Genomic DNA, 23722 nt, shown 5'->3' on the forward strand with positions numbered 1-23722 from the left:
TGACGACCTGTGTGCTGTACAGCGAGAGCACCTGCCTGGCCCGGGTGGAAGAGGCCAAGGCCTACATGCGGAACGTCCTTCCCGGGAAGCTCGACAACGTCTACAACGCCATCGACGGCAGGGCGCCCTCCGCCAAGGTCGTCATCCTCGGCTACCCGCGCCTGTACAAGCTGAACGGCTCCTGCATCGCCGGCCTGAGCGAGAACGAGCGCTCGGCGCTCAACGGCGCCTCGGACCTGCTCAACAGCGAGACCTCCAAGCGGGCGGCGGCCCACGGCTTCGTCTTCGGTGACGTCGCGCCCGCCTTCACCGGCCACGAGATCTGCTCCGGCGACTCCTGGCTCCACAGTGTCAGCTGGCCCATCGGCGAGTCCTACCACCCGACCGCGGCCGGACAGTCCGGCGGCTACCTGCCCGTCTTCGCCTCCCGGGCCTGACCGGACAGTGCGCACAGCCGAGGAGCCTTCGCCCCGTGGAGTCTTCTCGTCCTGGGCCGGTGCCGGGCCGCACGGCTCGTCACCGGCCGCTCCCGGTGTCCGTCCTGTCGGGTGTCCGGATTCGATCGCATCTTCAACCCCCTTGCCGGGAAGGTGAATCGGGGAATGCCGATGCACAGCCGAGGTGGCGGGGCGGTAGGGTTGGCGTGGCCGGGCCGGGGCCCTCGTACGGGTGGGGAGTGTCATGGAACAGATAGCAGTGCGCAGGGCGCGAGTCCCTGCCATCACGTGCGGATCCAGCGCCACCAGTGCACGTCTCGACCGACATCTCGCGGTGCTGTCCGGTCCTGCCCTCTCCCGGGACGAGACCGAGGAAGCGACCCTGCTCATGCGGGAGGTCGCCTCGCGCGGCGGGTGCCGCACCACCACGAGCCGTGGTGCCCGGGTCTCCCGCGTCTCCCTGTTCGCCCCGCTGCGACGACTGCGCCGCTCGCTCTTCGGCAACCGCGGCTGACCTCCCCCCGCTGCGCGCGGCGGTTCCTCCTCACTCCGCCGATCCGCCTCAGGCAACGACCCTGTCCCGGCGCAGCGCTGCGGCCTGCGCCTCCGTCATCCCCGCAGCCTCCAGGATGCTGTCCGTGTGCTCCCCGAGCGCCGGAACGGCCCCCATCCGCGGCTCCTCCCCGCCCGGCAGTGTGACGGGCGGCAGCAGCGAAGGCACCGGACCGGCCGGCGTACCGATCTCGCGCCAGCGGTCGCGGGCCTCCAGCTGGGGATGACCAGCCAGTTCGGCGACGCCGTTCAGGCGGGCGCAGGCAATCCCCGCACGCTCCAGCCGCTCGATCGCCTCGTCCGTGCCGAGGCCGGCGAGAGCCCCGGCCACGACGGCGTCCGTCTTCTCGCGGTTCCGGGTGCGCGCCACATTGGTGGCGAACCCGGGATCGTCCGCCAACTCCGGTTGCTCCAGGACCTGTTCCGCGAGCCGCCGCCACTCCCTGTCGTTCTGCACCGACAGCAGCACCTTCCGGCCGTCGGCCGTGGAGTAGGCGTCGTAAGGAGCGATCACACTGTGCCCCAGCGCAGTCCGGGCCGGGGGCGTTCCCGTGCACATCCCGACGTACAGCGGATGCCCCATCCACTCGGCCAAGGCGTCGAGCATCGAGACCTCCACCGGCCCGCCGCGCCCGGTCGTACCCCGGCGCAGCAGTGCGGCGAGCACCCCGGAGTACGCGTACATCCCGGCACCGATGTCGGCCGCCGGAATGCCGGCCTTGGCGGGCTGCTCGGGCGTTCCGGTCACCGAGGCGAGTCCCGCTTCGCACTGGACGAGCATGTCGTACGCCCGCTTGTGCGCGTACGGGCCCTCGGGTCCGTACCCGGAGACGTCGACGGCGATCAACTGCGGATACCTGGCGCACAGCGCAGCGGAGTCCAGGCCGAGGCGGGCGGCCGCGCCGTGTGCGAGGTTCTGGACGAACACGTCGGCGTTCCGGATCAGCCGGTGCAGTACGTCGAGTCCGCGCGGGTCCTTCAGGTCGAGGGCGATCGACTCCTTGCCCCGGTTCGTCCACACGAAGTGCGAGGCAAGCCCGTTCACGGCCGTGTCGTAGCCGCGGGCGAAGTCGCCGCCGTCCGGACGTTCGACCTTGATCACCCGCGCTCCCAGGTCGGCGAGTTGCCGGGTGGCGAAGGGCGCGGCAACGGCCTGTTCGACGGAGACGACGGTGATGCCGTCGAGGGGCAGCGGTTGCGGCGGTGCGGGGTGGTTCATGGGCACCGTCCTATCCCGCGCGGGGCCGGTCGCGCCAGCGGCGCCCGGCCGGCGGCGTCTGCAAGGGACGGACATCCCGGGGCCGGTGGCGGGACCCGGCCGCGACGGGTCCGGGGTTGCGGTGGCGGCGGCGGACGGCGCGGATTCAATCGGCGTCGAGTCCCTCGATCAGGCGGTTGAGGAAGCGGGTGAACGTGGCTTCGGGGGTCAGGGGACGTCCGGGGGCTGCGAGGGCTTCGGCGAGCTCCGGGTGACGGCCGTCCGCGGCCACGGCGGCGAGGTAGCGGGCTTCGGCTGTGGCGCGGGCGGCGGAGCTCCCGGTTTCGGTCTGCGTGATCTCGTGGGCGACGTGCCAGGCCACGAATCCGGTGAGCTGGGCGAAGACCTCCAGTCTTGCCCCGCCGTCCAGCCCGATGGGCCGCAAGGCGGCCAGTGCGCGTTCCAGGAAGGCCAGGGTGTTCGGGCCGGGCGTTCGGCGCGTGGCCAGGGCGGCGGGCAGCCAGGGGTGCGGCCGACGCGGCGATCGGTGCCACCAAGACGGCCCTGATCGAGATGGGCCGCAAGCACGCACGGGATATCCGTCTCGTGCACCCCGCACACCACCATGGACTGCGCGGCGTGCGGTGCGAGAACCAAGCACGCACTTCCTCTTTCGGAGCGTACCTACACCTGCACCGCGTGCGGAGTCGTATCCTCCAGGGACAAGAACTCCGCCCGCGTGATGCTGGTCCGGGCTGGTCTCAACCCGGCTGGTGCCGAGGGTGTAAGACCTGCGGGAGCGCTGCTCCCACAGGCAGCCTGAGCCAGGAATCCCCTCCCTTCAGGGAAGGGAGGATGTCAAGCTCCACACGGACTCGGCGCTGGTGCTCCCCGGGGGATCGCGGTCCGCGTAGCCCATCGGCGCGGAGAACCCGGCACCGGGCAACAGGATTCCGTGCACGGCCCTTCCTGCCTCGTGCACCGAAGGGCTCCTGGGGCTCAGAGCAGGGTGAACTGCCCGCCCGGGCCTTCCTCGGGGTGGTCCAGGACCGACGCGGGCAGCCGGGACGCGCGGGACACCGGCAGCACGCCGGCCTTCCGTAGCGCGGAGGCCGGCAGCGCCGGGCCCCGGGCGACCCGGTCGGCCAGTTCCCGCTGTTGGGGACGCAGCTCGTCCAACAGGGCCAGGACGGTGATGAGTTCGAGGAGTTCGGACGTCCACTCCCGCCGCCAGCCGTGTAGGCCCGTCGCATCCAGCGGGCCGGTCGCCTGCGGCGCGATGCGCCGGGCGATCCACTGCTCGACCACGGGAACGCCGCCCGTCCGGAACTCCCAGGCTCCTGCGGGCACGGGCGCGACCCGTCCGTCGCCGACGGCCAGTCCCGGCTCCTGCGGGTCGAACATCGCCGACCCCAGCGGGACGGCGCGCCCCTCGTGCAGGGGCGCGCGCACGTACGGGCGTCTGCCGCCCGGCAGCTTCGGCCGCTCGTCCGGCCCCGATCCGTACCGGCTTCCGAAGGTCTGAATCCACAGCAGACGCCGGCCGAGCGCGGTGCCCGTCTCCCAGATGTCCGGCTCCAGCGGCAGCGGAACGGCCACCGTCCCGTCGGTACGGCGGACCGCCGCGGCGGCCACCCAGGCGAGGAAGTCCGCGGAGCCGATGCCGAGTCCCAGCAGCCGGGACAGCTCGGCCGTCAGGCCGGGCGCCACATTGGGCTCCGCGCCACCGGGCCTGCGGTACAGCGGCCGGATCCGGCCGGGCCTCCGCCCGTCCGCGGACCGGCCGTCGGGCAGCAGCGCCGAGAAGACCACCGGAGGGCCGGCGTCGGGCGAACTCCCGGGAAGCCTGGCCTGTTCGACGGCGAACACCTGGTGATCGTCGTGGACGCGCCACAGTTCGGGCCGGGCTGCGTCGATGAGCCGGTGGTCCGGGATCAGCCACTGACGGTCGAAGGGGCCGCGCAGGATGCGGACGGGATCCGGGCAGTCGCCCGTCTCCGCCGCGAGTTCCACGGTGGCGCCGCCGTGCCCGGGGAGCTGTGCGACGGCGGTGTGCAGTCCGCGGGCCCGGGTGGGCTCCAGCAGGGTCTCCCGGGCAGGCCCCTCCGCCGCCGTGAACTGCCGCCACCGGGCCGTGAGCGCGGCCCGGTCCGGTGCCGTCACCCAGCCGCGTCCGATGCGCAGCGCCGGTGCCGACCAGGGCATGAGGTCTGCCAGTGCGGGTGCCTCGTCCGGTGCCGCGGCGGCTCCGGCCGTCGCGGAGGACTGCTTCGCCGTCACGCAGCGGCCCTCCCCAGCCCGATGTCCGTCGCCGGGCTCCCTCTCGGCCCTCTCTCGGTCCGCCCGCATGGTACCGATTCCGGGTCGGTGGGCTCGGCCCTCACGGTGCGTCCAGCGTCACGGAGAAGCTGAACCGGTCGCCCCGGTAGCGGATCCGCGCGACGTCTACGACCCGCCCCGTCTCGTCGTAGCTGATCCCCGTGTAGTGCAGGATTGGGCTGAGCAGGGGCACGTCCAGCAGCCGGGCGGTCTCGGGATCGGCGAGCCGGGCCTCGACGGTGTCGGTGATCCGGCTGATGCGCACGCCGACCGTGTCCCGCAGTACTTTGGTCATCGGCCGCCGTTCCAGTTCCGACGGGTCGAAGGCGTCCGCGAGTTCGGGCAGGACCAGGTTCTCGGCCCAGTTGGTGGGCTCGTCGCCGGCCTCGTCGCAGCGCAGCCGGCGGAACCGCGCGATCTCCTCCACGCGGGGGAAGTGCTCCGCCAGCTCCGGTGGCACCGGAGCGCGCTCGTGACCCAGCACGGTGGTCCGCTCGCCGGACTGCTGGGCCACGATCGCGTCCACCGAGCCGAGGAGCCGCATCGGGGCGCCGCGCAGCGCCGTCGGCTCGATGAACGTCCCGTGCCGGCGATGCCGGCTGATCAGTCCCTCGGCCTCCAGCTCCTTGAGCGCCTGCCGCATGGTCAGGACGCTCACCCCGTAGTGCCCGGCGAGCTGGTCCTCGGTCGGCAGCCGCAGCGGATCGTCGGGACGGCGCCCGAGTATGGAGGCACGCAGCGACTGCGAGACCTGGTACCACAGTGGCAGCTTGCGGTTCAGGACGAGTGAGTCAGGGGTGAAGGCGGTCACGGGAGGTGCTCCGGTCGGGGGAGGTGCTCCGGTCGGGGGTACCGGCCTCCCGGTCGGCTCACACCCCGGGAGACCAATGGCGCTCCAGACCCTGCCACACGTCGTCGTAGCGCTTCTGCAGCTGGGGGCCGGTCAGAGCCTGCGGGGTGGCGGTCACCGGCCACCGCGTCTCGAACATGAACGCCAGGCCGTCGTCCAGCTTCTGCGGCTTCAGCTCGGCGCTGCTGGCCTTCTCGAAGGTGTCACGGTCCGGGCCGTGCGCGGACATCATGTTGTGCAGGGACCCGCCGCCGGGCACGAAACCGCCGGGGCCGGAGGCCTTGGCGTCGTACGCGCCCTCGATCAGGCCCATGTACTCGCTCATCACATTGCGGTGGAAGTACGGCGGCCGGAAGGTGTCCTCCCCGACCAGCCACCGCGGTGCGAAGACGACGAAGTCGACACCGGCCAGCCCGGGGGTGTCGGACGGCGAGGTCAGGACGGTGAAGACCGACGGGTCCGGGTGGTCGTAGCTGATGCTGCCGATGACGTTGAAGCGGCGCAGGTCGTAGACGTACGGCAGGTGGTTGCCGTGCCACGCCACGACGTCGAGCGGCGAGTGGTCGTAGGTCGCGGACCAGAGGTTGCCACCGAACTTGTTGATCACTTCGACCGGACTCTCGCGGTGCTCGAACGCGGCCGTCGGAGCGAGGAAGTCCCTCGGGTTCGCCAGTCCGTTGGCGCCGATCGGCCCCAGTTCCGGGAGCTCGAACGGCTGCCCGTAGTTCTCGCAGACGTAGCCCCGCACGGACTCGTCGAGCAGTTCGACCCGGAAGCGGACTCCGCGCGGGATGAGCGCGACGTGGCCCGGCTCCGCGCGCAGCATCCCCATCTCGGTGCGCAGCAGCAGGCCGCCGCGCTCGGGGACGATCAGCAATTCGCCGTCGGAGTCGGAGAACACCCGGTCGGTCATGGAGGCGTTCGCGGTGTAGAGGTGGACGGCCATTCCGGTGCGTTGCAGGACGTCGCCGTTGCCGCCGAGCGTCCACAGGCCGTCGACGAAGTCCGTGCCGTCCGGCGGTTCCGGCAGCGGGTTCCATCGCAGCCGGTTGGGGTCCGGGACGCACTCGGCGAACGGCGCGCTGCGCAGGGAGCCGTTGTCGCGGCGGACGAACGCGGGATGAGCGGCGGAGGGGCGGATGCGGTACAGCCAGGTGCGCCGGTTGCGATGGCGGGGTTCGGTGAATGCGGTGCCGCTGAGCTGTTCCGCGTACAGGCCGAGCGGGGCGCGCTGGGGTGAGTTGCGGCCCTCCGGCAGGGCTCCGGGAACGGACTCCGAGCTGTGCTCGTTGCCGAATCCCGTCGCGTAGGAAAGTGCCTCAGCAGTCTTTCTCGACTGCTCGATGTCCGTGCCGCCGCCCATGTGCGCTCCCTGGCCCTCACTCGATTCCTATGCATGACCATAGAAATCACGTGGGGCGGCGTCAATGACGCAGGGCGACCGGGGGATGACCGACGGGGAGCCGGGCCGCTGCGGGGCCGGTGAGGCGCTCCGGACGGCATGATGGGACCCGTGAACACCTCCAGCGACGAACCGCATCCGCCGACGCTGCGGCGCGTCCCGGTCCAGCGGCGCAGCGCCGAGCGCCTCGGCCGGATCCTCGACGCCTGCGCCGAGGTCCTGGACGAGACCGGCTACGAGACCCTCTCCACGCGCGCCGTCGCGGCGCGCGCGGGAGTCCCCATCGGGTCGGTCTACCGCTTCTTCGGCAACAAGCGGGCGATGGCCGACGCGCTGGCACGCCGCAACCTCGACACGTACGTCGAGCGGGTCTCCGACGGCCTCGCGGACGCCGAGCCGCTCGCGTGGCACCGGGCCATCGACGTGGTCGTCGACGCCTACATCGCCATGAAGCGGGACACTCCGGGGTTCGCGCTGCTGGACTTCCAGGGCTCCGCTCCGGCCGACGCTCCGGAGTCGGCCAACCGGATGGTCGCCGACCGGCTCGGCCTGCTGCTCGCCGGACATCTGGGCCGGGAGGCGGATGCGACCTGGCACCGGACGGTCCTGGTCGGCGTGGAGGCGGCGGATGCCCTGCTCCAACTGGCTTTCCGCACGGACCCGTCGGGCGACCCCGAGATCGTCGCCGAGACCAAGGCGCTGCTGCGCGCCTATCTGGCTCGCGTGCTCGGCTGACGGCCGCCGCGGGGGTGCGCCTGACGCGGGCCCGGAAAAGGCGTGCGCGGGGGCAGCGCACGTGCGTACCGGTCGGTATGGTCGGTGGGGACCGCCGCCCCGGAGCCGGCCGGGGCCGCAGCAGCCCGGGAGTGACCGTTGAGCCGAACCGCCCTGCGTATCTGCCCGCTCTGCGAGGCCACCTGCGGCCTCACCCTCACCATCGAGGGCGACCGTGTCACCGGCGCGCGCGGCGACGGCGAGGATGTGTTCAGCGCCGGATTCATCTGTCCCAAGGGGGCCGCGTTTCCCGAACTCGACGGCGACCCGGACCGGTTGAGGCATCCGATGGTCCGGCGGAACGGTGAGCTCAGGGAGTGCGGCTGGGACGAGGCCTTCACCGCGGTCGCCGACGGTCTGCGCCCGCTGATCGGGGAGCACGGCCCGGACGCCGTCGCGGTCGTCCTCGGCAATCCCAACGTGCACACCGTCGCCGGAGCCCTCTACCCGCCGGTGCTGCTGCGTGCCCTCGGTACCCGAAACCTCTACACGGCCAGCACCGTCGACCAGATGCCCAAGCACGTCTCCAGCGGCCTGATGTTCGGCGACCCGTTCGCGATCCCCGTCCCCGACCTGGACCGCACGGACCATCTGCTGCTGATCGGCGCCAACCCACTGGACTCCAACGGCAGTCTGTGCACGGCGCCGGACTTCCCGGGCCGGCTGAAGGCGCTGCGCCGCCGGGGCGGCCGGCTCACCGTCGTCGATCCCCGGCGGACGAGGACTGCGAAACTCGCCGACCGGCACGTGGCGATCCGGCCCGGAACCGACGCGCTGATGCTCGCGGCCGTCGCCCAGGTCCTGTTCGAGGAGAAGCTGACGGATCCGGGCCGGCTGGACGGCCTGGTCGACGGGGTTCCCGACGTGCGCTCCCTGCTCGCCGAGTTCACCCCCGAGGCGGTGGCCGGACCGTGCGACGTTCCCGCCGCGGAGGTCCGGGAGATCGCCCGCGAGCTGGCGGCGGCCCCCACCGCCGCCGTCTACGGCCGGGTCGGCAGCTCCACCGTCGAGTTCGGAACGCTGGCCGGCTGGCTGGTGGACGTGCTCAACACGATCACGGGGAACCTCGACCGGCCCGGCGGCGCCATGTTCCCCCTCGCCGCCACCGCCCGCGCGCCGCGTGCGGCGCGGCCCGGCAAGGGTTTCGTGCTGGGCCGCTGGCGGAGCCGGGTGAGCGGACACCCCGAGATCAAGGGGGAGTTCCCGCTGGCGGCACTGGCCGAGGAGATCGACACCCCGGGCGAGGGCCGCGTCCGGGCCGTGATCTCGCTGGCCGCCAACCCGGTGCTCTCCGCCCCCGACGGAGAGCGACTCGACCGGGCCCTGGCCGGGGCGGACTTCGTGGTGAGCGTCGATCCCTACCTCAACGAGACGTCCCGCCACGCCGATGTCCTGCTGCCGCCGCCACCGCCCTCCCGGAGCCCCCACCACGACTTCGCCTTCAACAACTTCGCCGTCCGCAACCAGGTCCGCTACACCCGGGCGCCCCTCCCCCCGGAGGCGGGCCGGCCGGACGAGAGCGAGATCCTCGCCCGGCTGATCCTCGCGGTGGGCGGCGACCCGCTCGGTGACCCGGGGACGGTCGACCGCACGGTCGTCGACGTGACGCTGACCGCGGCTGTGGCGGACCCGGAGTCCCCGGTGCACGGCCGTGACGCGGCCGCGCTGGCGGCGGACCTGGCCGGCCGCGACGGGGCCGAACGCCGGCTCGACCTGATGCTGCGCCTCGGCCCGTACGGCGACGGCTTCGGTGCCGAGCCCGGCGGTCTCGCCCTGGAACGGCTGCTGGCGAACCCGCACGGCATCGATCTCGGCCCGCTCGTGCCGCGCATCCCGAAAGTCCTGCGCACCCGAAGCGGCCGGGTCGAGCTGTGCCCCGAGCCGGTGGCCGCGGACGTGCGCCGGCTGCGCCGGGCGCTCGGGACGCGTCCGGACGGGCTGGTCCTCGTCGGGCGCCGCCATCTGCGCTCCAACAACAGCTGGATGCACAACCTGCCCGCGCTGACCGGGGGATCGAACCGCTGCACCCTCCAGGTCCATCCGCAGGACGCCGACCGGCTGGGCCTGGCCGACGGCGCCACCGCGCGGGTCACCGGGGACGGCGGCGAGCTGCAGGTGGCCGTCGAGGTGACCGACGCGGTGCGGACCGGAGTGGTCAGCCTGCCGCACGGTTGGGGCCACGACCGGCCGGGCACCCGTCTGACCGTCGCCTCCGCCGAGCCCGGGGTGAACGTGAACCAGCTGCTGGACGGCAGCCGGCTCGATCCGCTCTCCGGCACCGCCGTCCTCAACGGCTTCCCGGTGCGGGTGGCGCCGCTGGACTGAGTGCACGGCGCCGGCGGGCAGCGGGAGAGCAGTCCGTCGAGGCCGCTCCTGGCGGATGAAAACTATCGCCGCTAGTTTAGATCGGGTACGAGCTTCGCTGCGGGAGGAACACGATGAAGGCCCACGACGCGCTGTACATCGACGGACAGTGGCGGCCCGCACTCGGCCGCGATGCCATCGAGGTCGTCAACCCGGCCGACGAGCAGGTCATCGCCGTGGTGCCGGCCGGCTCGGCGGAGGATGTGGACGCAGCGGTGCACGCCGCCCGCACCGCGTTCCCCGGCTGGGCCGCGACGCCTCCGGCACAGCGAGCCGAGCGGATCGCCGCCCTGCGCGACGAACTCGCCGCCCGGCGTGAGGAGATCGCCGAGACGGTCACCGCCGAACTGGGCGCGCCACTCGGCTTCTCCCGCAAGGTCCACGCCGACCTGCCGATCGCCGTCGCCGGCACCTACGCCGAACTCGCCGCGAGTCACCCCTTCGAGGAACGGATCGGCAACTCCACCGTTCTGCACGAACCGGTGGGGGTGGTCGGCGCCATCACCCCCTGGAACTATCCGCTCCACCAGATCGTCGCCAAGGCCGCGCCCGCGCTCGCCGCCGGCTGCACGGTCGTGCTGAAGCCCGCCGAGGACACCCCGCTGGTGGCCCAGCTGTTCGCCGAGGCGGTGCACGCGGCCGGATTCCCTGCCGGGGTCCTCAACCTCGTCACCGGAACCGGGCCGGTCGCCGGGCAGGCCCTCGCCGAGCACGAGGGCGTGGACCTCGTCTCCTTCACCGGCTCCACCGCCGTGGGGCGGCAGGTGGGGGCCGCCGCCGGAGCGGCCGTCAAGCGGGTCGCACTCGAACTCGGCGGGAAGTCGGCCAATGTGATTCTGCCCGGTGCGGACCTTGCCCGGGCCGTCAACGTGGGCGTCGCCAACGTGTTCGCCAATTCCGGCCAGACGTGCAGCGCGTGGACACGCATGCTGGTCGACTCCGCCCGCTACGAGGAGGCCGTGGAGCTCGCCGCCGCGGCCGCCGCCAAGTACGCACCCTCCGATCCGCAGGAGGACGGCGGCAGACTGGGTCCGGTCGTCAACGCCCGCCAGCGGGACCGTGTCCGCGGCTACATCGAGAGCGGCATCGCGGAGGGCGCGCGGCTGGTGGCGGGCGGCCCCCAGCCGCCCGAGGGACGGGAGACCGGCTACTACGTCCGCCCCACGGTGCTCGCCGACGTCACCCCCGGGATGACCGTTGCGCAGGAGGAAATCTTCGGTCCCGTCATCTGCCTGATGCCGTACGAGGACGAGGCGGACGCGCTGCGGATCGCCAACGGCACCGTCTACGGCCTCGCCGGAGCGGTCTGGGCGGCCGACGACGCCGAAGCCGTCGCCTTCGCCCGCGGACTGCTCACCGGGCAGGTCGACATCAACGGCGGACGCTTCAACCCGCTGGCGCCCTTCGGCGGTTACAAGCAGTCCGGTATCGGCCGCGAGCTGGGCCCGCACGGCCTCTCCGAGTACCTCCAGACCAAGTCGCTGCAGTTCTGACCCAGGAGAGAGAAACCCATGACCCGAGCCGCCGTACTGCCCGCCGTGGGTGCCCCGCTGGAGCTCACCGGCATCGAGCTTCCCGAACCCGGCCGCGGGCAGGTGCGCATCCGTCTCGCTGCCGCCGGGGTGTGCCACTCCGACCTGTCCCTGTCGAACGGAACGTTGCGGCAGCCGGTGCCCGCCGTGCTCGGGCACGAGGGGGCCGGCACCGTGACCGCGGTGGGGGAGGGCGTCACTGCCGTCGCGCCCGGTGACCCCATCGTCCTCAACTGGGCGCCGTCCTGCGGGAGCTGTCACTACTGTGGCCTCGGCGAGCCCTGGCTGTGCGCCGACGCCATGGCCGGCGCCGCCGCTCCGTACGCCCGGGCCCAGGACGGCCGGGATCTGTACCCGGGGTTGGGGACCGCGGCGTTCGCCGAGGAGACGGTGGTCGCCGCCCACGCGGTGCTGCCGCTCCCCGACGGGGTGCCGCTCGCGGACGCCGCGCTGCTGGGCTGCGCGGTGCTCACCGGGTACGGGGCCGTCCACCACTCGGCGAAGGTGCGCGCGGGCGAGTCCGTTGCCGTGTTCGGGGTCGGCGGGGTCGGGCTCTCCGTGATCCAGTCGGCACGGATCGCCGGGGCCGGGGAGATCATCGCGGTCGACGTCTCCGAGGAGAAGGAGGAGCTGGCGCGCAAGGCCGGCGCCACCGCGTACGTCGCCGCCGGTGACGACACCGCCAAGCGCATCCGCAAGCTCACCGGCGGGCACGGGGCCGATGTCGCCGTCGAGTGCGTCGGCCGCGCGGAGACCATCCGGACGGCCTGGGACTGCACCCGCCGCGGCGGACGCACCACGGTGGTGGGCATCGGCGGCAAGGAGCAGCAGGTCTCCTTCTCCGCCCTGGAGATCTTCCACTTCGGCCGCACCCTTCGCGGCTGTGTCTACGGCGACTGCGACCCGGTGCAGGACCTGCCGGTACTCGCCGGACACGTCAGGGCGGGCCGGCTTGACCTCGGCGCGATGGTCACCGAGCGGATCGGCCTGGACGGTATCCCGGACGCCTTCCACGCGATGGTCGCGGGCCGCGGCGGACGGGCGCTCGTGGTGTTCTGACCGGGCCGCGGGCCCGGCCGGGACGGGGGCCGGCGGCGTGCTGCGGCGTCGGCGGCGCAGGAACCCGACCGTCCGACGAGCCCGTGACATCGCCTCTGTGCGGGCTGTTGACGACATACCACCCGGTCGGTACGTTCCTCGGCAATCACGGCGCCGCCCACCCGTCCCCGCAACTCCACCGGAGCGTGCACACCATGGACACGGCCCCCGCTTCCGCCCCGTCCCCACCGCCCGTCGACCCCCGCCGGCGCAGGGTCGCCACGGCAGCCGCGCTCGCCTCGGCCGTCGAGTGGTACGACTACTTCGTCTTCGGGATCGCCGCCGCCCTCGTCCTCGGCGACAAGTTCTTCCCGGCGAGCAATCCCGTCGCGGGTGTCCTCGCCTCTTTCGCCACCTTCGCCGTCGGTTTCCTGGCCCGCCCCGTCGGCGGTGTCATCGCCGGCCATCTCGGCGACAGACGAGGCCGCAAGCCGATGCTGGTGCTGGCCCTGACCCTGATGGGCACCGCCACCACTTGTATCGGGCTGCTGCCCTCCTACGAGACGATCGGCGTCGCCGCGCCCGTGCTGCTGGTCGCCCTGCGCGTCGTCCAGGGACTGGCCGTCGGTGCGCAGTGGGGTGGCGCCATGCTCATGGCCACCGAGTACGCGCCCCCGGGGAAGCGCGGGCTGTACGGCAGCCTTGTCCAACTCGGCGTCCCCATAGGCGTGGTGACGGCCAACTCGGTCTTCCTGCTCGTCGAGGCAGGCACGGGGGATCACGCCTTCGCGGCCTGGGGCTGGCGCGTTCCGTTCGTCGTCGGGCTGCTGGTACTCGTCCTCGCCTGGTACATCCACACCCGCGTCGAGGAGACCCCGGAGTTCAAGGAGGCGGAACGCAAGCTCGCCGAGGGCGAGAAGAACCGGCCGCGTTCGCCCCTGGGCACGGTCCTGCGCAGCCACCTCGGAACCGTGCTGCTCGCCGGGGGTTCGTTCGCCGTCAACACCGCGGTGTTCTACATCATCATCACCGGCGTGCTCGACTACGCAACCCGCGACCTGCACATGGACCGCGGGGCAGTGCTCATGGTCTCGCTGCTGGTCAGCCTGACGCAGCTGGCGCTGATCCCTGCCGCGGCCTCGCTGTCGGACCGGGTGGGGCGGCTGCGCATCTACACCTTCGGGGCCGTCGGGCTGCTGGTGTGGGCGGTGCCGATGTTCCTGCTCATCGACACCCGCTCGCTGCTGCTGCTGGGTGTGGGCACCTTCGTCACCAGCTGCTTCCTGAGCATCATGTACGGACCGCAGGCGGCGCTCTTCGCCGAGCTGTTCACCGCGGAAATGCGCTACACCGGGGCCTCGCTCGGCTACCAGATCGCCGCGGTGTTCGGCGGCGGGCTCGCCCCGTTCGTCATGGTGCTGCTGCTGGAGGCCACCGGGACCTCCATGGCGGTCGCCGGCTACATCATGGCGCTGGCCGTGGTCGCTCTGGTCTCCATCGCCGTCCTCGCCCGGCGCAGTGCCAGGCGGACGACCGGCGAACCGGCTGAGCAGCCGGCGGGCTGAGCCCACCGCGGCTCAGCCCCGGTGGACGGACTCCTGTTGCCGGTACTGCAGCTCGAGTCCGTCCACCAGCGCCTGCAGCCCCGTCTCGAAAGCGCCCTCGTCGACCTGCTCCCGGTGTTCGGCCAGCAGATGGGCCTGGCCCAGGTGGGGGTAGTCGGCCGGGTCGTAGGCGCCGGCGTCGTCGACGAAGCCGCGGGCGAACGAGCCGAGCGCCGACCCTGCGACGAAGTACCGCATCATGGCACCGATCCGGGTGGCCTGCGCAGGCGGCCATCCCGCCGCGACCATGCCGCCGAAGACCGCGTCGGCCATGCGGAGGCCGGCCGGGCGGCGCCCGGGGCCCTGGGCGAGAAACGGCACGATGCTGGGGTGCGCGGTGAGCGCCGCGCGGTAGGAGCGGCCCCAGCGCAGCAGCGCCGTCCGCCAGTCGGTGCCGTCCTCGAACATCGAAAGGTCGACCTGGGCGACCACGGTGTCCGCCACCGCGTCGAGGATCTCGTCCTTGACCTTGAAGTGGTTGTACAGCGACGGTCCGCTGACGCCGAGTTCGGCCGCCAGTCGCCGCGTCGACACCGCGGAGAGCCCTTCCTCGTCCACGAGCGCGAGAGCCGTGGCGACGATGCGCTCCCGGCTCAGGAGGGGCTTGCGGGGACGGGCCATGCGGCACATAGTAGAGCGCGCACCAAAAACTAGCACTGCTAATTAAGGGGAGGTGGGAGCCGTGGATCTGGAGCTCTCGGAGGAGCAGGCCGCCGTCCGCCGGCTGGCCAGGGACTTCGTCGACCGCGAGATCACCCCGCACGTCGTCGACTGGGACCGGGCCGAGGCCGTCGACCGGGGCGTCGTCAAGCAACTGGGAGACCTCGGCTTCCTCGGCCTGACCATCCCCGAGGAGCACGGCGGCAGCGGCGGCGACCACCTCGCGTACTGCCTGGTCACCGAGGAACTGGGCCGGGGCGACTCCTCGGTGCGCGGCATCCTGTCCGTGTCCCTCGGGCTCGTCGGCAAGTCCCTCGCCGCGTGGGGCAGTGCCGAGCAGCAGGCCGAGTGGCTTCCCCGGCTCTGCTCCGGTGAGGCGATCGGCTGCTTCGGCCTCACCGAACCCGGCACCGGTTCCGACGCCGCCAACCTCACCACCCGTGCCGTCCGTGACGGCGGCGACTGGGTGATCAACGGCGCCAAGATGTTCATCACCAACGGCACGTGGGCCGACGTGGTCCTCCTCTTCGCCCGTACCGGTGACGAGCCCGGCCACCGCGGCATCAGCGCCTTCCTCGTTCCGGCCGGCACCCCCGGCCTGGAGCGCCGGCCCGTCCACGGCAAGCTCGGACTGCGCGGCCAGGCCACAGCGGAGTTGGTGTTCGACGACGTACGGGTCCCGGCGTCCGCCATGATCGCCCCCGAGGGCAAGGGGTTCTCCGTCGCCATGTCGGCCCTGGCCAAGGGCCGGATGTCCGTCGCCGCCGGCTGCGTCGGCATCGCCCAGGCAAGCCTGGAGGCCGCCCTCTCCCACGCCGCGCAGCGCGAGCAGTTCGGCAAGCCGATAGCCGGACACCAGCTCGTCCAGGAACTGATCGCCGACATCGCGGTGGACGTCGACACCGCACGGCTGCTGACCTGGCGCGTCGCCGACCACATCGACCGCGGGCTGCCCTTCGCCACCGAGGCATCGGTCGCCAAGCTGCATGCGAGCGAGGCCGCCGTGCGCTGCGCCAACAACGCCCTGCAGGTCTTCGGCGGCTACGGCTACATCGACGAGTACCCGGTGGGCAAGCTGCTGCGCGACGCCCGGGTGATGACCCTCTACGAGGGCACCAGCCAGATCCAGAAGCTGCTCATCGGACGGGCGCTGACCGGAGTGGCCGCGTTCTGAGCCGCCGCCGGGCCCACCCGCAGGCGACTAAGCGGTTGCTCATACCCGGAGGTAAGGTGAACGCCTCACCGGTGGAGGGCCCGCCGGGATGCGACGAGCGGGGCGTTCCATGGATGCGGAGGCGAAGCGGACCGAGGAGTGGGCCGAGGTCACCCCGGACGCGGCTCGGAGGCTCGTCACGGCCGCCGTGCACGCCTTCGCCGAGCGCGGCTATCACGCGACCACCACCCGGGACATCGCCGGCCGGGCGGGGATGAGCCCCGCCGCCCTCTACATCCACTACAAGACCAAGGAAGAGCTGCTCTTCCAGATCAGCAGCGTCGGCCACCGGCTGGCCCTCGGGATCCTCGAGGACGCGGTCGACGCGGACGGCACCCCCGCCGAACGCCTCGCGAACGCCGTGCGCTCGTTCGTCCGCTGGCACGCCGAGCACCACACCACGGCCCGTGTCGTGCAGTACGAACTGGGCGCGCTCAGCGAGGAGCACTACGCCGAGATCGTCGGACTGCGCCGGGACGTGGACGGCGCGGTCCGCTCCATCCTCCAGGACGGCGTCGACGCGGCTGACTTCGACGTGCCCGACCTGCCGGGGACGACCCTCGCCGTCCTGTCGCTGTGCATCGACGTGGCCCGCTGGTTCAGCGCCGACGGCCGCCGCTCGCCCGACGAGGTGGGTCTGCTCTACGCCGACCTGGTGCTGCGCATGGTCGGCGCTGCCCCGCGGCCGGCAGGCTGAACCGGCGCGCGGACGGGGCGTCGGGGTCGGCCCCAGGCCCGGACGCGCGCCGGGCAATCCGGGTGCGGCGCCCCGGCCGGGTTGCGAGACTCCGCGCATGACCCGTGAGATCAGCCGCGTCAATCCCCGGCAGCTCCATCCGACCCCGGGCTACCACCACATCACCGTGGTGGAGGCGGGCAGGACCGCGTACCTGGCCGGACAGTGTCCGCTCGATCGCTCCGGCGCGCTGGTCGGCCAGGGTGACCTCGATGCACAGATCGACCAGGTGGCCGTCAACGCCCTCACCGCGCTGGACGCCGTGGGCGCCCGACCGGAGGACGTCGTCCGTTCGGTGATCTACGTGGCCGACGGTGAAGTCGCCGACCTGGGAACCGCCTGGCACCGCCTGACCGGATCGGTCATCGGATCGGCGTTCACCACGGCGAGCACCCTGCTGGGAGTGACGCGACTCGGCTTCTCCGGGCAGCTGATCGAGGTCGACCTGACGGCTGCGCTGCCCGGCTGACCACCGACGGCGAACCCCACCGTCGGCCGAGGCCGCGACCGCCGACGGTGGGCGAGGACTTACAGGTGGAACCGGCTGACGCTCTCCGCCACGCACACCGGCTTCTCGCCGCCCTCGCGCTCGACGGTGACGGTCAGGGTCAGCTGGAAGCCGCCCGTGACCTCGGTGACGTCCGAGACGGTTCCCGTGGCCCGCAGCCGGGAGCCCACCGGCACGGGGGCGGGGAAACGGACCTTGTTGGTCCCGTAGTTGATGCCCATCCGGACACCTTCGACGATCATCAGCTGGGGCACCAGGACCGGGAGCAGCGAGAGCGTGAGGTACCCGTGGGCGATGGTCGTGCCGAACGGGCCCGCGGCGGCCTTCTCCGGGTCGACGTGGATCCACTGGTGGTCCCCGGTGGCCTCGGCGAAGAGGTCGATCCGCTTCTGGTCCACCTCGAGCCAGTCACTGGTGCCCAACTGCTCGCCGATGGCGCCCTTCAGCTCGTCGAGCGACGCGAAGACCCGTGGTTCCGCCATCTCCAAACCTCCCTGCTGCGACCATACTGAGCAGTTGCTCAGCATGGTTCCGGGCCGGGCCTCTGTCAACGCCCGGCCCGGTCTCCGGCGGTTCGGCGCGGCGGTCAGCCGGTGAGCAGCAGCTTCAGCTTGAGCGCGAGTTCGTAGAGGCCGTACGCGAACGGCGCCCCCACCCAGACCCAGCCGAGCAGCAGCAGGACGCGGCGGGAACCTCCCGCGGTGCCTGGCGTGTTCGATGCGGATTCGGTCACTTGGCGGCCTCCTCGGGTGCGGTTCCCGTCTCGTGGATCGCGGTTCCGCCGGCGGGTTCGTGGAACCTGGAGTGCACCGGGCGTATCAGTTCGTTGGCCAGGAAGCCGACGACGAGCAGGCTGATCATGACGTAGAAGGACGTGGTGTACAGGTCCGTGCCGCTGTGGCCGGAAGCCTCCTGGGAATCCGCCACGGCGTTGACGATGAGCGGGCCCAGGATCCCGGCGGTGGACCAGGCCGTCAGCAGCCTGCCGTGGATCGCACCGACCTGGTACGTGCCGAACAGGTCCTTGAGGTAGGCGGGGACGGTGGCGAACCCGCCGCCGTAGAAGGAGAGGATGACGGCCGCGCAGACGATGAACAGCGGCTTGGACGCGTCTCCGCCCGTCGCCAGCGCGAGGTACAGCAGGGCCCCGACACCCAGATAGACCCGGTAGATGTTCTTGCGGCCCACCAGGTCCGACACGGACGACCAGACGAACCGGCCGAGCATGTTGGCGAGGGACAGCGCCCCCACGAAGCCCGCCGCGGCGGCCGCGCTGACCGGAGTCGAGGTTCCCGAGAAGAAGTCCGTGATCATCGGTGCGGCCTTCTCCAGGATCCCGATGCCCGCCGTGACATTGAGGCACAGCACCACCCACAGGCACCAGAACTGGGGCGTGCGCACGGCGTTGCGGGCCGAGACCTGCCCGGATGCCGTCCGGTCGGCTGCGGCCCCGGGCTGCTCCGGGGCGGCATCCTGGGTCGGGACGCGGACAAGCAGCACGCCGAGCGTCATGAACACCGCGTAGACCAGGCCCATGACGAGGAACGTCTGCGCGATGCCCGAGGGGTCGCCGCCGAAGGACTCGAGCATCTGCGCCGACCAGGGAGAAGCGATGAGCGCACCACCACCGAACCCCATGATGGCGATACCGGTTGCCATGCCCGGCCGGTCCGGGAACCACTTGATGAGTGTGGAGACGGGCGAGATGTATCCGATGCCGAGCCCGATGCCTCCCACGAAGCCGTAACCGAGCACGATCAGCCAGTACTGCTCGGTTGCGGCCCCCAGGGCCGAGATGAGGAACCCGGTGGAGAAGCACACGGCGCTGACGAACATCGCCCACCGCGGCCCGTTGCGTTCCACCAGGGTTCCGCCGAACGCGGCGGAGAGCCCCAGCATCACGATGGCCACCTGGAACGGGAGGGCCGAGGCGGTCCCCGACAGACCCAGGGAGTCCTCCAGCGGGGGTTTGAACACACTCCACGCGTAGGCCTGACCGATGGCCAGGTGAATCGACAGGGCGGCCGGCGGGATCAGCCAGCGGCTCCAACCGGCCGGTGCGATCGTGCGGGAGCGGGCCAGGAAGCGGGGGACGAGCGGGACGGCCATGCGGTACCTCCGCGCGGCGGGAACGGGGCGCAGGACAAAGAAGCGAGTGAGCCGCGTGGCCGGGACCGTACAACGTTCACCGATCTCGTCGGAAGGGGTCCCGGAGCGCAACTCATTGTCGCAGCAACGGCGTTCGTACCGGCCGGGCGGGCCGGCTCGCCCCGGCGGTCAGCCGGCGGAGGCCAGCAGCATGCGGCGCCATCTCTTGGACTCCGCCAGCGCCTCCCGGGTGAGCACCGGCTCCGGGACGACGATGCCGCAGGTCAGGCACACCGGGCCGGCGCTGGGGCAGTGGGCCAGGCCGCCGCGCCAGAGCAGACGGTCGTCCGAGCAGACCGGGCAGGAGGTGCGGGGAGCCGTCCCGAGCGCGTCGATGAGCCGGTGCAGGACGGTCGCCAGCGGAGCGGAGGGGTGCAGCGCCGGGTCGTCGCACCAGGCGATCCCGAAGCCGCCCCAGGTCTGCCGGTGCCAGTCGTCGAGTGCGGTGGGGCGCCGGATGCCCTCGTGCTTCTCCTGCCGGCGCCGCTCCGCGAACTCCCGCTCGTAGTCGAGCCAGACGGCGCGGGCCTCCTCCAGTTCGTCCAGGGCGGTGACGAGCCGTGCGGGGTCCGGCCTGCGCTCCTGGGTGCCGAACCCGGCCCGGAGGCACAGATGGTGCCAGGTGGCTCGGTGCCCGTAGGGGGCGAACTTCTCCAGGCATTTGCGAAGCGCGGTGCGCCGTCGCTCGGTCGCACCAGCGGGATCGCGCACCTGTTCCGCGAGACTTCTGAATCCGGCCATCGCTTCCACCTCCGCCTTCGTCCATGGAGTGACGTTGTATGGACGGATGGCGCTGCCATTTGGCTCCCTGGATCGGGAAACAATTCCGAAATTGCTTCTTCGCGTTGGCGATTGACCGCTGAGCGCGTCCCGGTGTCCCCTCAGCGGACGGATCCGGCCTTCGGAGGGAAGACGGAAAAAGTTGACGCCTGTTCATCTTCCCGTGGCGGCCTACCCGCAGTAACCTCCGCTCACCGACAGCGGGAGGAGCAGAGGAATGCGACGTCGACGCACCCCGGATCCGCACCGGAGAAGGCCTGTGAGAGCACGGGCCTTCCCGGTGGTGGCGGCAGCCCTGGCACTGGGGGCCGGACTCCTTCCGCCGCTGCCACAGAGCGCCGCGGCCGAGGCCGGACCGGTCGACCACTGCGCTCAGCAGTGCGCCGACATCCTCCCGCCCGGCCAGAACGGCAACGCCACCCTCGCCGAGATCCTCGCCCACCGGACCCTCGGCACCCGCCCTGCCCACAGCGCCGACCAACTCGGCCGCTACGAGGACCTGGTGGCCGGAGCCCCCACGCTCGACGACGCCACGCTCACCCGGTTCTTCAACGACGCCTCCTTCGGCGTTCCGGAGGACCAGGTGGCCTCGGTCACCCGGCCGCGGGACGACGTCACGATCACCAGGGACAAGAAGACGGGCGTCCCCCACATCAAGGGAACGACGCGGTCCGGAACCGAGTTCGGCGCGGGCTACGCGGCCGCCCAGGACCGGCTCTGGCTGATCGACCTGTTCCGGCACATCGGCCGCGGCGAACTGTCGTCGTTCGCCGGCGGTGCGGAGGCCAACCAGCAGCTCGAGCAGGAGTTCTGGCGCGCCGCGCCGTACACCGAGGAGGACCTCGAGGAGCAGGTCGACCGGATCGCCGCCGACGGCGAACGCGGCCGGCAGGCCATGGCCGACGTGCAGGCGTACGTCGACGGGCTCAACGCCTACCGCGAGAAGGCGAAGAAGCAACGCACCTTCCCCGGCGAGTACGTCCTGACCGGACACGTCGAGCCCGTCACCAACATCGGTGAGATCAAGCCCTTCGAGCCCACCGACCTGATCGCCATCGCCTCCGTCATCGGCGGCCTCTTCGGCAACGGCGGCGGTGGTGAGGTGCAGGCTGCGCTCTCGCTGCTCGCGGCGCAGCAGAAGTACGGCGCGGAGAAGGGCACGGAGGTCTGGGAGGACTTCCGGATGCGCAACGACCCGGAGGCGGTGCTCACCGTCCACGACGGCAGCAGCTTCCCCTACGCGGGCAAGCCCGACGAGGTCCGCGGCCAGGCCCTGCCCGACCCCGGGTCGGTCGGCGAGGAACCGCTGGTGCACGACCGGAAGGGCTCGGCGGCCGAGCCCGCCGAGGCGCCGGTGAAGGCGCCGGCGAAGCTGAAGCCCCTGCAGAACGTGTACGACGACGGCGTGCTGCCCGGTGACCTGTTCAGCCGCAAGCACGGCATGTCCAACGCCCTGCTGGTCTCCGGCAAGCACACCGCGAGCGGCAACCCCGTCGCCGTCTTCGGGCCCCAGACCGGCTACTTCGCCCCCCAGTTGCTGATGCTCCAGGAGCTTCAGGGCCCGGGGATCAGCGCCCGCGGTGCCTCGTTCGCGGGCGTCGGGATGTACGTCCAGCTCGGCCGGGGACAGGACTACGCCTGGAGCGCGACCTCGGCCGGACAGGACCTGACCGACACCTACGCCGTCGAGCTGTGCGCCCCCGACGGCGGCACTCCGTCCGCCGACTCCCTCCACTACGTCGACGACGGCACCTGCCGCCCGATGGAGAAGCTGGAGCGCCGGAACGCCTGGAAGCCGAGCCTCGCCGACTCCACGGCTCCCGGCTCCTACCGGATGGAGATCCACCGGACGAAGTACGGCACGGTCACCCACCGGGGCACCGTGGACGGCAAGCCCGTCGCCTACACCCAGTTGCGCTCCACCTATCAGCACGAGGCCGACTCGATCATCGGCTTCCAGATGCTCAACGACCCCGGCTACGTGAAGGACGCCGCGTCGTTCCAGCGCGCCGCCCAGAACATCGACTATGCCTTCAACTGGTTCTACGCCGACTCCCGGGAGACCGCCTACTACAACAGCGGTGCCAACCCCGTCCGGGCCGACGGGGTCGACCCCTCGCTGCCGGTGCTGGCCGAAGAGGCCTTCCAGTGGCGGGACTTCGACCCCGCCGACAACACCGCCGCCTACACGCCGCCGGAGCAGCATCCGCAGTCGGTCGACCAGGACTACTACATCTCCTGGAACAACAAGCAGGCCGAGGACTACACCTCGGCGGGCTTCGGCAACGGGGGAGTGCACCGCGGGGACCTGCTCGACAGCCGGGTGGCGAAGTTGGTCGACGAGGGCGGCGTGACCCGGGCGAAGCTCACCCGCGCCATGGCCGACGCCGCCGTCACGGACCTGCGCGGCGAGGAGGTGCTGCCCGAGCTGCTCGCGGTGCTGCGCAGCGAGCCGGTGACGGACCCGCAGCAGGCGGCCGCCGTCCAGAAGCTCGATGCATGGCTGGACGGGGGAGCCGAGCGCCGGGAGACCGCGCCCGGTTCGCACGCCTACGGGCACGCCGACGCCGTCCGCATCATGGACGCCTGGTGGCCGCGCCTGGTCGAGGCGCAGTTCGCGCCCGGCCTGGGCGGCGAACTGTACGACTCGCTGCGCAGGAACGTCGCGGTCGACGAGGCACCGTCGGCCGGGCACGGACCCACCGGCGGGCATGCGGGATCGGCCTTCCTCTCCGGCTGGTGGAGCTATGTCGACAAGGATCTGCGCAGCGTCCTCGGTCGTCCGGTCGAGGACGAACCGGCGAAGACCTTCTGCGGTGACGGCGAGCTCTCCGCGTGCCGCGACGCGCTGCTCGCGAGCCTGGAGGAGGCGGCCGCCGTCCCGGCGGACGAGGTCTACCCGGGCGACGACCACTGCGACGCCGGCGACCAGTGGTGCGCGGACGCCATCGTGCACCGGGCCCTCGGCGGGATCACGCAGGAGCTGATCCACTGGCAGAACCGGCCCACGTACCAGCAGGTGGTGGAGTTTCCGCAGCACCGGTGACACCGGGTCCACGGCGGGTGCGGCGCCCCGGGGGAGGCCCGGGGCGCCGCACCCGGTTCCGCTCTCCGCCGGAGGAGTCCCGGGCCGGTTCGGCCCGGCAGGCGCGTGCTACGGTCGGAAACGGCGCCCCCGGTGCCCCGGACGAGCACGTCGTACCCGGCACGACAAGACGACGTAGTGCAGCAGCTGCCCACTACGGAAGGCCGTGACCGTGGCGTGGATCGTCCTCGTCGTCTCGGGAGTTCTGGAAACCGTCTGGGCCGCCGCCCTCTCCGCCTCGCACGGCTTCACCCGCCTGCGGCCGAGCGCGCTGTTCGCCGTCGCCCTGGCGCTCAGCATGGGCGGCCTTGCCCTCGCCCTGCGCAGCATCCCCGTCGGCACCGGCTATGCGGTCTGGGTGGGCGTGGGCGCCGTCGGCGCCGCCGCCTACGGCATGGCGGTGCTCGGCGACCCCGTCACCGCGGGCCGGATCATCTGCCTCTTCCTGATCGTCGCGGGCATCGTGGGTCTGAAGTTCCTGCACTGAGCCGCCTGCGACCCACCGCCACCGGGTGCACCTTG

The 23722-nt window shown here is 72.0% G+C and carries 21 protein-coding genes, 2 pseudogenes and 1 riboswitch; of the genes and pseudogenes, 13 read left to right on the top strand and 10 right to left on the bottom strand.

Features of this window, described 5'->3' with window-relative positions; genetic code table 11:
* Positions 1–437, top strand: a 437-nt coding sequence (locus M1E25_RS12655; RefSeq protein WP_505016601.1) for an SGNH/GDSL hydrolase family protein, incomplete at its 5' end; no start/stop codon positions are given.
* A 244-nt stretch (positions 438–681) separates the two neighbouring features.
* Positions 682–951, top strand: coding sequence for a hypothetical protein (locus M1E25_RS12660; protein WP_251414339.1), 270 nt, complete (start codon positions 682–684; stop codon positions 949–951).
* Positions 952–999: 48 nt separating this feature from the next.
* Here M1E25_RS12660 and M1E25_RS12665 read toward each other — a convergent pair whose 3' ends face one another.
* On the bottom strand, positions 1000–2208 hold the full coding sequence (locus tag M1E25_RS12665) for a CaiB/BaiF CoA transferase family protein (RefSeq protein WP_251414341.1): 1209 nt from the start codon (positions 2206–2208) through the stop codon (positions 1000–1002).
* A gap of 145 nt (positions 2209–2353) precedes the next feature.
* Positions 2354–2716, bottom strand: a pseudogene (locus tag M1E25_RS12670) (TetR/AcrR family transcriptional regulator C-terminal domain-containing protein); the annotation flags it as partial.
* On the opposite strand from M1E25_RS12670, the pseudogene M1E25_RS12675 reads away from it, so the two are divergent.
* Positions 2707–3010, top strand: a pseudogene (locus M1E25_RS12675) (zinc ribbon domain-containing protein); the annotation flags it as partial. The pseudogenes M1E25_RS12670 and M1E25_RS12675 overlap by 10 nt on opposite strands.
* Positions 3011–3186: 176 nt before the next feature.
* Here M1E25_RS12675 and M1E25_RS12680 read toward each other — a convergent pair.
* From M1E25_RS12680 to hmgA, 3 genes are all read right to left on the bottom strand, one after another.
* On the bottom strand, positions 3187–4467 hold the full coding sequence (locus M1E25_RS12680) for a type ISP restriction/modification enzyme (RefSeq protein WP_308290421.1): 1281 nt from the start codon (positions 4465–4467) through the stop codon (positions 3187–3189).
* A gap of 100 nt (positions 4468–4567) precedes the next feature.
* Complete coding sequence (locus M1E25_RS12685) at positions 4568–5317, bottom strand: GntR family transcriptional regulator (protein ID WP_251414343.1); 750 nt, start codon at positions 5315–5317, stop codon at positions 4568–4570.
* A gap of 58 nt (positions 5318–5375) precedes the next feature.
* Positions 5376–6719: a homogentisate 1,2-dioxygenase gene (hmgA, locus tag M1E25_RS12690; protein WP_251414345.1), complete on the bottom strand. Its 1344-nt coding sequence runs from the start codon at positions 6717–6719 to the stop codon at positions 5376–5378.
* 141 nt (positions 6720–6860) lie between these two features.
* Here hmgA and M1E25_RS12695 point away from each other — a divergent pair, with 141 nt between their 5' ends.
* From M1E25_RS12695 to M1E25_RS12715, 5 genes are all read left to right on the top strand, one after another.
* Positions 6861–7493 (top strand): TetR/AcrR family transcriptional regulator, encoded by a 633-nt coding sequence (locus tag M1E25_RS12695; RefSeq protein WP_251414495.1) that lies wholly within the window; start codon positions 6861–6863, stop codon positions 7491–7493.
* Positions 7494–7631: 138 nt separating this feature from the next.
* Complete coding sequence (locus M1E25_RS12700; protein ID WP_251414347.1) at positions 7632–9857, top strand: molybdopterin oxidoreductase family protein; 2226 nt, start codon at positions 7632–7634, stop codon at positions 9855–9857.
* Positions 9858–9970: 113 nt separating this feature from the next.
* A complete protein-coding gene (locus tag M1E25_RS12705; RefSeq protein WP_251414349.1) occupies positions 9971–11389 on the top strand; it encodes an aldehyde dehydrogenase family protein in 1419 nt (472 codons plus the stop codon).
* A gap of 18 nt (positions 11390–11407) precedes the next feature.
* Positions 11408–12487, top strand: coding sequence for a Zn-dependent alcohol dehydrogenase (locus tag M1E25_RS12710; RefSeq protein ID WP_251414351.1), 1080 nt, complete (start codon positions 11408–11410; stop codon positions 12485–12487).
* A 194-nt stretch (positions 12488–12681) separates the two neighbouring features.
* Positions 12682–14031, top strand: coding sequence for an MFS transporter (locus M1E25_RS12715; protein WP_251414353.1), 1350 nt, complete (start codon positions 12682–12684; stop codon positions 14029–14031).
* 12 nt (positions 14032–14043) lie between these two features.
* On the opposite strand, the gene M1E25_RS12720 is transcribed toward M1E25_RS12715, so the two are convergent.
* Positions 14044–14691 carry a TetR/AcrR family transcriptional regulator gene (locus M1E25_RS12720; RefSeq protein WP_251414355.1) on the bottom strand — a complete coding sequence of 216 codons (648 nt, stop codon included), beginning with the start codon at positions 14689–14691 and terminating at the stop codon, positions 14044–14046.
* Positions 14692–14752: 61 nt separating this feature from the next.
* Between M1E25_RS12720 and M1E25_RS12725 the strand changes: the two genes are divergently transcribed.
* The 3 genes from M1E25_RS12725 (at position 14753) to M1E25_RS12735 (ending at position 17148) form a co-directional block, all read left to right on the top strand.
* Positions 14753–15904: an acyl-CoA dehydrogenase family protein gene (locus M1E25_RS12725; RefSeq protein ID WP_251414357.1), complete on the top strand. Its 1152-nt coding sequence runs from the start codon at positions 14753–14755 to the stop codon at positions 15902–15904.
* Positions 15905–16013: 109 nt separating this feature from the next.
* Positions 16014–16640: a TetR/AcrR family transcriptional regulator gene (locus M1E25_RS12730; protein WP_251414498.1), complete on the top strand. Its 627-nt coding sequence runs from the start codon at positions 16014–16016 to the stop codon at positions 16638–16640.
* Between the two features lie 97 nt (positions 16641–16737).
* Positions 16738–17148: a RidA family protein gene (locus M1E25_RS12735; RefSeq protein ID WP_251414359.1), complete on the top strand. Its 411-nt coding sequence runs from the start codon at positions 16738–16740 to the stop codon at positions 17146–17148.
* Between the two features lie 59 nt (positions 17149–17207).
* Here M1E25_RS12735 and M1E25_RS12740 read toward each other — a convergent pair whose 3' ends face one another.
* From M1E25_RS12740 to M1E25_RS12755, 4 genes are all read right to left on the bottom strand, one after another.
* The gene (locus M1E25_RS12740; protein ID WP_251414361.1) at positions 17208–17669 is read right to left on the bottom strand and encodes a MaoC family dehydratase; all 462 of its coding nucleotides are present in this window, start codon (positions 17667–17669) and stop codon (positions 17208–17210) included.
* A gap of 104 nt (positions 17670–17773) precedes the next feature.
* The gene (locus tag M1E25_RS12745; protein WP_251414511.1) at positions 17774–17920 is read right to left on the bottom strand and encodes an MFS transporter small subunit; all 147 of its coding nucleotides are present in this window, start codon (positions 17918–17920) and stop codon (positions 17774–17776) included.
* Entirely contained in the window at positions 17917–19296 is a 1380-nt protein-coding gene (locus tag M1E25_RS12750; protein ID WP_251414363.1) for an L-lactate MFS transporter, read from the bottom strand. Before M1E25_RS12750 ends, M1E25_RS12745 begins: the two co-directional genes overlap by 4 nt.
* Before the next feature lie 168 nt (positions 19297–19464).
* Entirely contained in the window at positions 19465–20076 is a 612-nt protein-coding gene (locus tag M1E25_RS12755; protein WP_251414366.1) for a hypothetical protein, read from the bottom strand.
* Between the two features lie 256 nt (positions 20077–20332).
* On the opposite strand from M1E25_RS12755, the gene M1E25_RS12760 reads away from it, so the two are divergent.
* Together M1E25_RS12760 and M1E25_RS12765 are read left to right on the top strand one after the other, a co-directional pair.
* Positions 20333–23161, top strand: coding sequence for a penicillin acylase family protein (locus tag M1E25_RS12760; RefSeq protein WP_251414370.1), 2829 nt, complete (start codon positions 20333–20335; stop codon positions 23159–23161).
* A 117-nt stretch (positions 23162–23278) separates the two neighbouring features.
* Positions 23279–23340: riboswitch (guanidine-III (ykkC-III) riboswitch) on the top strand.
* A 32-nt stretch (positions 23341–23372) separates the two neighbouring features.
* A complete protein-coding gene (locus M1E25_RS12765; protein ID WP_251414373.1) occupies positions 23373–23687 on the top strand; it encodes a DMT family transporter in 315 nt (104 codons plus the stop codon).
* Positions 23688–23722 lie beyond the last annotated feature (35 nt).

It is taken from the genome of Streptomyces meridianus, from assembly GCF_023703325.1.
Lineage (GTDB): Bacteria > Actinomycetota > Actinomycetes > Streptomycetales > Streptomycetaceae > Streptomyces > Streptomyces meridianus.

Coding starts and splice junctions, on each gene's coding strand:
- M1E25_RS12660 (WP_251414339.1), top strand. CDS start 682: ATGGAACAGATAGCAGTGCGCAGGGCGCGAGTCCCTGCCATCACGTGC.
- M1E25_RS12665 (WP_251414341.1), bottom strand. CDS start 2,208: ATGAACCACCCCGCACCGCCGCAACCGCTGCCCCTCGACGGCATCACC.
- hmgA (WP_251414345.1), bottom strand. CDS start 6,719: ATGGGCGGCGGCACGGACATCGAGCAGTCGAGAAAGACTGCTGAGGCA.
- M1E25_RS12695 (WP_251414495.1), top strand. CDS start 6,861: ATGGGACCCGTGAACACCTCCAGCGACGAACCGCATCCGCCGACGCTG.
- M1E25_RS12705 (WP_251414349.1), top strand. CDS start 9,971: ATGAAGGCCCACGACGCGCTGTACATCGACGGACAGTGGCGGCCCGCA.
- M1E25_RS12710 (WP_251414351.1), top strand. CDS start 11,408: ATGACCCGAGCCGCCGTACTGCCCGCCGTGGGTGCCCCGCTGGAGCTC.
- M1E25_RS12715 (WP_251414353.1), top strand. CDS start 12,682: ATGGACACGGCCCCCGCTTCCGCCCCGTCCCCACCGCCCGTCGACCCC.
- M1E25_RS12720 (WP_251414355.1), bottom strand. CDS start 14,691: ATGGCCCGTCCCCGCAAGCCCCTCCTGAGCCGGGAGCGCATCGTCGCC.
- M1E25_RS12730 (WP_251414498.1), top strand. CDS start 16,014: ATGGATGCGGAGGCGAAGCGGACCGAGGAGTGGGCCGAGGTCACCCCG.
- M1E25_RS12735 (WP_251414359.1), top strand. CDS start 16,738: ATGACCCGTGAGATCAGCCGCGTCAATCCCCGGCAGCTCCATCCGACC.
- M1E25_RS12740 (WP_251414361.1), bottom strand. CDS start 17,669: ATGGCGGAACCACGGGTCTTCGCGTCGCTCGACGAGCTGAAGGGCGCC.
- M1E25_RS12750 (WP_251414363.1), bottom strand. CDS start 19,296: ATGGCCGTCCCGCTCGTCCCCCGCTTCCTGGCCCGCTCCCGCACGATC.
- M1E25_RS12755 (WP_251414366.1), bottom strand. CDS start 20,076: ATGGCCGGATTCAGAAGTCTCGCGGAACAGGTGCGCGATCCCGCTGGT.
- M1E25_RS12760 (WP_251414370.1), top strand. CDS start 20,333: ATGCGACGTCGACGCACCCCGGATCCGCACCGGAGAAGGCCTGTGAGA.